Here is a 7,409-nt window from a genome sequence, read left to right as displayed (position 1 = left end):
ATAGTTGTGAAGAAAACCTAAACCCCGCCGAAATATTGTGAAGGCCATAACGCTGCTAGGATCTACTGGCTCGATTGGGACGCAGACGCTCGATATCGTCCAAAGCCATCCTGATCAATTTCGCTTGGTGGGAATTGCGGCAGGGCGCAACGTTGAGCTGCTGGCCCAGCAGGTGAGGCAGTTTCGGCCCGAAATTGTGGCGATTTGTCAGGCTGAGTGTTTGCCTGAACTTAAAGCCGCGATCGCCGATATAGACCCTCAGCCAATTCTGCTAGCCGGGGAAGAAGGGGTAGTCGAAGTGGCTCGCTATGGCGATGCCGAAGCGGTTGTGACTGGAATTGTCGGCTGTGCCGGACTGCTACCGACCCTAGCCGCCATTGAAGCGGGTAAAGATATTGCCCTAGCCAACAAAGAAACTTTAATTGCAGGTGGCCCGGTAGTTTTGCCGCTGATCGCCAAGCACGGAGTGCGGCTGTTGCCAGCGGATTCTGAGCATTCGGCCATTTTTCAGTGTTTACAGGGAGTGCCAGCGGCTGGATTGCGGCGCATTTTGCTGACGGCTTCAGGCGGTGCCTTTCGCGATTGGCCGACCGAAAAGCTAGCAGAAGTCAAGGTCGCGGATGCCCTAAAGCACCCTAACTGGTCAATGGGGCGCAAAATTACCGTAGACTCAGCCAGCTTGATGAATAAAGGCCTAGAGGTGATTGAAGCCCATTATCTGTTTGGCGTGGATTACGACCAGATTGATATTGTGATTCATCCGCAGAGCATTATTCATTCGCTAATTGAACTGCAAGACACGTCTATGCTGGCTCAGTTGGGCTGGCCGGACATGCGCTTGCCGCTGCTATATGCGTTATCTTGGCCAGAGCGTATTTATACTGATTGGGAACCCCTCGATTTGGTCAAAGCGGGCGATCTAACGTTTCGCGCCCCCGATCGGCAAAAATATCCTTGTATGGATCTAGCCTATGCGGCTGGTCGAGCCGGGGGTTCGATGACGGCGGTTCTCAATGCTGCTAATGAGCAAGCTGTCTCACTCTTTTTAGACGAGAAGATTGGCTTTTTAGACATACCTCGTTTAATTGAGCAAGTTTGCGATCGCCATCATGCTCATAATCAGTCATCTCCTGCGCTAGACGATATCCTAGAAGCGGATCGGTGGGCCAGAGCTGAAGTTAAAGCGCTCAGTCAAGCCCTAACCCAACCAGCTTCTATTCGCTAAATTAGTTTTCCAAAATCACCGTGGAAATTGTTGTTGTTGTTGGCGCGATCGCCGTTTCGGTTTTAGCTTTTTTATGGCTGGTTAGGGTTGTTAAAGCCACCCTAAAAACGGCTTTGTTGGTGGCCGTTATCTTATTGGGTTTACAGATTTTTTTTGGTATTGGGCCTAACACTATTTGGCAACAACTGCAAGATTGGCTACCGGGCAGCAGCCCCACAACACCCAGTGGCTAGTCACCAAACTGACGATTCAGTTGCTTCAGAATCTGCCGCACCTCAGACGGTAGCGATCGCATAATTTTGTTGTGGGTGCGATCGATAGGCACTAGCGTCACCTGCCCCGTAAGGCAAAGATAGCTAGGGGCGATCGCATGAATCTCGTAGTGCCAGTTAAGCCTAACGCCTCGATGGCTTAAGCGAGTTTTGAGAAGGGCTTTCATGCCCAGTTGTAACGCCCGATGGTAGCGCAAAGACAGATCAACAACAGGCAAATCAATCCCCATCGCAACCCAATTTGTAAACTCGGCTCCTGCCTGCCGCAGGCATTCGATCCGCGCCTCTTCTAGCCAGGTAATATAAGCGCCGTGCCAAACGATACCTGCATAATCTGTATGGTGAGGCTGCACACGGATTGGATACTCAAACCAGGATTTTTGCGGCATTCAATTTCATAATTACCTGACTTTAAATTAGCAATAAATGCGACGGCTTGTTTGGCTTAAATCTTTGTAAAAGAGCAACTGCAATCTTAAGTAAAAACAAGCAGTTACTAAAAATTATAAATTCCTTTCAAACTAGTTTAAGAGACCTGCGTATGATGAAATAGGTTTGACCCCCAGAGGAAGCTTTTGTTTTCTGGGTTTAGCACCGCTAACTATATCAATCACTGCAATTATTCAAGTATTGCTGCTTTTGTGACTCCCAATTAGAGGTCAGCATGATAGAAAAAATTTTACTAGCAGATTCTGGCACCGGCAATACGGAAGCCATGATGAAAGCGCTGATGGAAATTCCTCTGATTCAACGAGCAGAGGTGACGGTGTTGCACGTTGTTGCGCCGCAAGTTACCGCCGAAGAAATGACAGACAAGTGGGAGGCTGGAGGTAAAACGCTAGCAGAAGCCATTAATGCGCTCAACCTCGATCCAAAGCGGGTGACTGCGATGCTGCGGGAAGGCGATCCCAAAGATGTGGTTTGCAAGGTAGCGGAGGAAGTTGAAGCGAGTTTGATTATTATGGGTTCTCGCGGTTTGCGCGGGTTAAAAGCGATTTTAGAAAACTCCGTTAGCCAGTATGTTTTTCAACTGGCGTCTCGCCCTATGCTGCTGGTCAAAGACGATCTTTATACCATTCGTCCGATTAAGCGAGTTTTGGTTGCGCTCGATAAGTCTGATTCGGCTCAGCAAGGGCTGAAGTTAGCGCTGAGCATGCTGCGAGACATTAAAGATGGGGAACTGATTTTAGTCCATTCAGTTTCTAATTTGAAGTCGAAGCCGCTAGAAGAAACCAACCCCGATCCAGCGGCAGATCCGCTGTTGGCAACGGCTGCAGCTGAGGCTAAGCGCTTGGGAATTAAATACCGCTGCGCTGCGCCGGAAGGTAAAGCCGGACAGCGCATTTGTCAGTTGGCTGAAGATATGAACGTGAATCTTTTAATTTTGGGTTCGCCCGATCGCCGCCCTTCAATTGCGAAGGGAATGCCTGATTTGGATCGGCTATTGGGAGAATCTTTGTCAGACTATGTTCGGGTTTATGCACCGTGTCCGGTACTGCTGACTCGGATGGCTACCTAAGCGATCGCTGACCTATTTGTCCTAAAACCCTCTAAGGCAGCTTGTAGCAAGCGATCGCTCTAGAGGGTTTATTTTTAGAAAGTTTATTTCGAGGTGTTCTTATGTCAGGGAACATCGATATTGACAGCGGCCAGAGTGGACACTTTTGATCTGAAATGTAAAAATAAATACAGAAATAAATCGTTCACCTTTCCCGAAATTGCTGTTTATGCCAGCGTAGTTTAAAGGGAAAAGGCGGAAGTAGGGAACCCCCGAAGGAACGCGCCTTTAGCTGCTCACTTCATCTGGAGGCGAATTCAGTGAATACTGCATTAGTAGATGGGTTACAAATCGTTTTAGTGGTTAGCGTGACTTCAGTGGTACTGATTCCGCTGTTGTGCTGGGTACTGCCCGATCGCATTCAGCCTACCAATGGCACCCGTGTTGCTTAGGCAACCCGCGATCGCGCAGGCGAAACACAGCCTAGCTATTCGGTCATTTGTTTAAACCTCAAGGGGGGAGCAGTACGCTCCCCCCTTCTTTTGTCTGAATAGTTCAGGCTGATTGGCGCTGAAGACTTGAGCATCATTCCCAAAGTTGGCTCAGCCGTTGCTTCACTTCAGGTATAGCTGCAGCCGCCAAAGCTGGCCTTTAGCCCTATCAGGCATCTTGGTTTTTGAGATAGGTGAGGATAGCCTCTGCCGTAATTTGTGACATTGGCCGACCCTGACGTTCAGAGGCTGCTTTGAGTTGCAGGTAAACATCATGGGCAATGCCAATACGGTGGCGGTTGCCGCCTTGTTCAGGCGTGGCCGATTCTAGATGGCGGGCATCCGCTGCCGTGTGACTTTCAACAAACTGGCGAATGGCTTCTAGTCCAACGCGATCGCAGAAATCACCAAAACTTTCCTGCGCCTGTCGAGCCTCACGGAAGTAAAGGAAAATGGGTTCTAGTCCTGTTTCCAGTTCATCGACATGCAGGCGATCGACATAGGGTTTGGCCAGCCGAGTTTGATTAGGCGAACCACCTAACCAAATCTGGTAGCTATCAGGAGCGCTACCGACAAAGCCTAGCTCTGCCATATAAGGACGGGCACAACCGTTAGGGCAGCCTGTCATGCGAATGACAAACTGTTCGTTGCCAAGTTCTAGTTTGGCCAGCAGCGCTTTGAGCCGATCGATAATGCTAGGAATAATTCGCTCTGACTCAGTAATTGCCAGACCACAGGTGGGCAGAGCAGGGCAAGCCATTGCATAGCGTACTAGCGGATCAACTTCGGCTTCCGACTGAATGCCGCAGCGATCGAGAATGGCTTGAATAGCGGCTTGGTCTGCCGGGTCAATCTCATACAGCACAATATTGTGATTGGCCGTTAACCGCATAGGCAAGCGAAACCGTTCCGAAATTTCTCGCAGGGCGGTTTTGAGCTTTAGCGACCCATGATCGTGAACCCGGCCATTTTCTACCGAAATGCCGATAAACAGCTTACCGTCGCCTTGCTCGTGCCAGCCGAGGTAATCGTAATACTTCCACGCTGGCAAAGGCTTAAACGGCTCTAGGGTTTTGCCAAAGAAACCTTCAACCGTTTCTCGGAACTGGTCAACGCCCCAGTCGTTAAGCAAATATTTCATGCGAGCGTGACGGCGATTAAAGCGATCGCCATAGTCCCGCTGCGTAGCCACGATCGCTTTTAGCAAATCGTAGACATCGTCTTTGGCAACGTATCCGATAGGATCGGCAAGTCGGGCAAACGTTTCTTCTTTGTTGTGGGTGCGACCCATGCCACCCCCTGCCAAAACGTTAAATCCTTGCAGTTCGCCAGCTTCGTTGGTAATTACAACCAGCGTCACATCTTGCGTATAGATATCAATTGAGTTGTCACCGGGGACAGTAACCGCACACTTGAATTTGCGCGGCATATAGTAAGTGCCGTAAAGTGGCTCGACGCTGTCGTGAAAAATTGTGCCGTTGCCATTTCGCTGCCGAGCCGCCACCACCTCTGGTGCTTCCTCAACCGAAATAGCCTTTTCTCCATCCAGCCAAATTTCGTAATAGGCTGCGGTTTGAGGCGTCAAGAGATCGGCAATTTTATCAGCGTACTCGCGTGCATAAACATATTCAGGTCGATCCTGATAAGGCGCTGGCGGTGCCATCACGTTGCGGTTGATATCGCCACAGGCTCCTAAGGTTGACCCCATGCTACGAACAATAGCGGCTACAGTCGCTTTCAAATTCTTTTTAAGAATGCCGTGAATTTGAAAACCCTGACGGGTCGTGACTCGTAGCGTATGGTTGCCATACTCTTCTGAAAGGCGATCGAGAGTGAGCATTAGCTCTGGTGGAATGAAGCCGCCAGGATTTCGCGTCCGCAGCATGAACTGATAGTCTTTCTCTTGGCCTTTGACCCGGTTGTCGCGGTTGTCTTGCTGATAAGAACCGTGGAACTTTAAAATTTGCACCGCAGACTCGGAAAAGTGAGTGGTGTCTTCTTTTAGCTCACTTGCTAACGGCTCCCGGAGAAAATTGCTGCGCTCCTTAATGCCTTCAAGCTTTGAAACTTTATTCTGAGATGCAGATTGCGTCGAGTTTTTAATCGGAGACTGAACCATGACCAAGCCAGATGGAGTAATTGCGATAGACCCAAACAAAGAAACACGAGCTACCCCAATTCTTAAGACAATGCTTAAGATTGTCCGGTAACTCGGTCGGAATTATGGTGAATCACCTTCATCCTACCACTGGATCCAGCTAGCCGGATAGGTAGCAATGTTAGGAATCATTAATTCTGATGACCTAAGGCCACGCCTGCTGAGGTAGAGAAAGCTATTTGCCAAAGCCATTAGCGGCTGGCCTGCGCTCCCTTAGGATATAAACAGTAGTTGTGGCTGAGTCCAAGAGTTTTGATGCCCGATCCGATAATGTACCAGGAAGACATGTTTGTGTGGCTGGCACCGGGCGAGCCAGAAGTTTTTCTCACACCTGCAGAATTGCAAGCCAAGCTAGAGGCTATTTTGGCAGATCAAGCCGATTTACCCCGAGACTTACAGAAATTCTCTACACTTTCAGCCCAAGCCAGCCATCTGATGCAGACGGCCTGTGAGCTAACCCTTAAACCGGGGGAAACGCTACAGTGGTATGCGGTGCGCCTAGAAAAGTAGCGCGGAGCTTTTAGTCGGCTGAAGCAATCAGGGATAAATCGATGCGATCGCCTGCTGGTTGATCAAGCTGCGCTATAACACCGGGGCCAAAAAAACGCTGAATTTTGTCTTGCTTGCGCTGCCAGGTATCTAGATCCAGGTGAGGAGACTCAAACTCCAGTACCAGGGCATAAGCATTTTCGATCGCGGTTTCTCGAATACCGATTAAAACGGGCCGCTGCTCATCGTTAGGACTGAGTCCCAAACGAGCCAAAGATTCGTCTAGGTGGGCTTCTTGACCGTAGCGGTAACGAGTAACGTCTTGGCGAATTTGATTTTGGGTAGCAGTTGCTTGTTGCGATCGCAGGGCTTCTACCTCAGGCGTAGTGGGTTGCGAAAAAGGTACAGGCTCTAGCTCAGCCGCTTTGAGCGCCAGTCCACCTAACAAGATCGGCACCCCATAGAAAAAACCGACCAGGTTTAGGGTAGCCCGCTCCTGAAAATAGGCGACAAACCCCACCAGCGTCAAAACTGAGCCGACGGAAAGCAAAACTGCACCAAGGGGGATTTTACGCAACATAGAATTTCTGAGTAAGCTTTACGAATCGAAACATATTTTCTATCATCCCATGAGCCAGCCCACCTGACGTATTTGTATTGTAATTACCCGCACCTGCCGTAGCAGATACGGGTACATCAATCAAGCGGCAGCTATACTAGCGTTTGGCAAAGTCCAGCTTATCCAGCCGTGACAGGGGAAAATCCCATTTCATCGACTACGCTACGAGTAAAGTTGATCCGCTGCTCAAAATCAGTAGATTGAATAGTATTAACCAGCGTTTCTGTTTTCTCTGGCAGTTTGTAGTCGTCGGGGACGGCAATAATATCACCCGACTCAATTCCTTGAGCCAACAGCAACCAGACCTCTAGCTTACCGCTGCTGCTAAGAGCACCGTATTCACGGCTGATGGGTGTGTCTGCATGGTTGGCGATATCGCGTTGGGCTTGTAGTTGCTGATTTGGGTCGAGGGCTTTAATGCGATCGTAGACGGCAGTTCCAGTCACTTCAGCACTGTGGGCGGGTGCGGGGCTGAGCTGATCTTTAATATCTAGATAGCCGTACCACAGCACCGCTAGCTGGGTATCAGCGTCAAAGTTTTGAAAAAGTTTAATGGCTTGTTTGACGGCATCACTAACAGCGTAAGCCATAGAAGCCTCCTAAAATTACGTCTAGAAAGCCAGTGTTTACTGAAGAACATATGTTTGTTTTCAGATA

At 49.4% G+C, this 7,409-nt stretch carries 9 protein-coding genes and 1 riboswitch; of the genes, 5 read left to right on the top strand and 4 right to left on the bottom strand.

Features of this window, described 5'->3' with window-relative positions; all coding sequences use genetic code 11:
- The first annotated feature begins 37 nt into the window (after positions 1-37).
- Both dxr and ACTS3T_RS15530 read left to right on the top strand, forming a co-directional pair.
- The gene (dxr, locus tag ACTS3T_RS15535; RefSeq protein ID WP_377962892.1) at positions 38-1,225 is read left to right on the top strand and encodes a 1-deoxy-D-xylulose-5-phosphate reductoisomerase; all 1,188 of its coding nucleotides are present in this window, start codon (positions 38-40) and stop codon (positions 1,223-1,225) included.
- Between the two features lie 20 nt (positions 1,226-1,245).
- On the top strand, positions 1,246-1,458 hold the full coding sequence (locus tag ACTS3T_RS15530; protein WP_462935247.1) for a hypothetical protein: 213 nt from the start codon (positions 1,246-1,248) through the stop codon (positions 1,456-1,458).
- Here the strand turns inward: ACTS3T_RS15530 and ACTS3T_RS15525 are convergent.
- Positions 1,455-1,886 (bottom strand): acyl-CoA thioesterase, encoded by a 432-nt coding sequence (locus tag ACTS3T_RS15525; RefSeq protein ID WP_377962888.1) that lies wholly within the window; start codon positions 1,884-1,886, stop codon positions 1,455-1,457. The genes ACTS3T_RS15530 and ACTS3T_RS15525 overlap by 4 nt on opposite strands.
- Before the next feature lie 275 nt (positions 1,887-2,161).
- Between ACTS3T_RS15525 and ACTS3T_RS15520 the strand changes: the two genes are divergently transcribed.
- On the top strand, positions 2,162-3,016 hold the full coding sequence (locus ACTS3T_RS15520) for a universal stress protein (protein ID WP_377962886.1): 855 nt from the start codon (positions 2,162-2,164) through the stop codon (positions 3,014-3,016).
- A gap of 179 nt (positions 3,017-3,195) precedes the next feature.
- Positions 3,196-3,282: riboswitch (Glutamine riboswitch) on the top strand.
- A 33-nt stretch (positions 3,283-3,315) separates the two neighbouring features.
- On the top strand, positions 3,316-3,447 hold the full coding sequence (locus tag ACTS3T_RS15515; RefSeq protein WP_377962884.1) for a hypothetical protein: 132 nt from the start codon (positions 3,316-3,318) through the stop codon (positions 3,445-3,447).
- 208 nt (positions 3,448-3,655) lie between these two features.
- Here the strand turns inward: ACTS3T_RS15515 and sir are convergent, their stop codons facing one another.
- On the bottom strand, positions 3,656-5,605 hold the full coding sequence (gene sir, locus ACTS3T_RS15510; RefSeq protein WP_377962882.1) for a sulfite reductase, ferredoxin dependent: 1,950 nt from the start codon (positions 5,603-5,605) through the stop codon (positions 3,656-3,658).
- A gap of 294 nt (positions 5,606-5,899) precedes the next feature.
- On the opposite strand from sir, the gene ACTS3T_RS15505 reads away from it, so the two are divergent.
- Positions 5,900-6,154 (top strand): CRR7 family NDH-1 assembly protein, encoded by a 255-nt coding sequence (locus tag ACTS3T_RS15505; RefSeq protein WP_377962880.1) that lies wholly within the window; start codon positions 5,900-5,902, stop codon positions 6,152-6,154.
- A 10-nt stretch (positions 6,155-6,164) separates the two neighbouring features.
- On the opposite strand, the gene ACTS3T_RS15500 is transcribed toward ACTS3T_RS15505, so the two are convergent.
- Both ACTS3T_RS15500 and ACTS3T_RS15495 read right to left on the bottom strand, forming a co-directional pair.
- Entirely contained in the window at positions 6,165-6,713 is a 549-nt protein-coding gene (locus ACTS3T_RS15500) for a DUF2854 domain-containing protein (protein WP_377962878.1), read from the bottom strand.
- 158 nt (positions 6,714-6,871) lie between these two features.
- The gene (locus tag ACTS3T_RS15495; protein WP_377962876.1) at positions 6,872-7,342 is read right to left on the bottom strand and encodes an orange carotenoid protein N-terminal domain-containing protein; all 471 of its coding nucleotides are present in this window, start codon (positions 7,340-7,342) and stop codon (positions 6,872-6,874) included.
- Between the last annotated feature and the right edge of the window lie 67 nt (positions 7,343-7,409).

The organism is Almyronema sp. (assembly GCF_052168255.1).
Lineage (GTDB): Bacteria > Cyanobacteriota > Cyanobacteriia > Phormidesmidales > Phormidesmidaceae > Sphaerothrix > Sphaerothrix epifaneia.
Note: the sequence above shows the minus strand (reverse complement) of the source record. Positions and strands in the feature narration are given on the sequence as shown.

Bases quoted from the DNA above. Each gene is read 5' to 3' on its own strand.
- ACTS3T_RS15520 (WP_377962886.1), top strand. From the start codon at position 2,162: ATGATAGAAAAAATTTTACTAGCAGATTCTGGCACCGGCAATACGGAA.
- ACTS3T_RS15500 (WP_377962878.1), bottom strand. From the start codon at position 6,713: ATGTTGCGTAAAATCCCCCTTGGTGCAGTTTTGCTTTCCGTCGGCTCA.
- ACTS3T_RS15525 (WP_377962888.1), bottom strand. From the start codon at position 1,886: ATGCCGCAAAAATCCTGGTTTGAGTATCCAATCCGTGTGCAGCCTCAC.
- ACTS3T_RS15505 (WP_377962880.1), top strand. From the start codon at position 5,900: ATGCCCGATCCGATAATGTACCAGGAAGACATGTTTGTGTGGCTGGCA.
- ACTS3T_RS15495 (WP_377962876.1), bottom strand. From the start codon at position 7,342: ATGGCTTACGCTGTTAGTGATGCCGTCAAACAAGCCATTAAACTTTTT.
- sir (WP_377962882.1), bottom strand. From the start codon at position 5,605: ATGGTTCAGTCTCCGATTAAAAACTCGACGCAATCTGCATCTCAGAAT.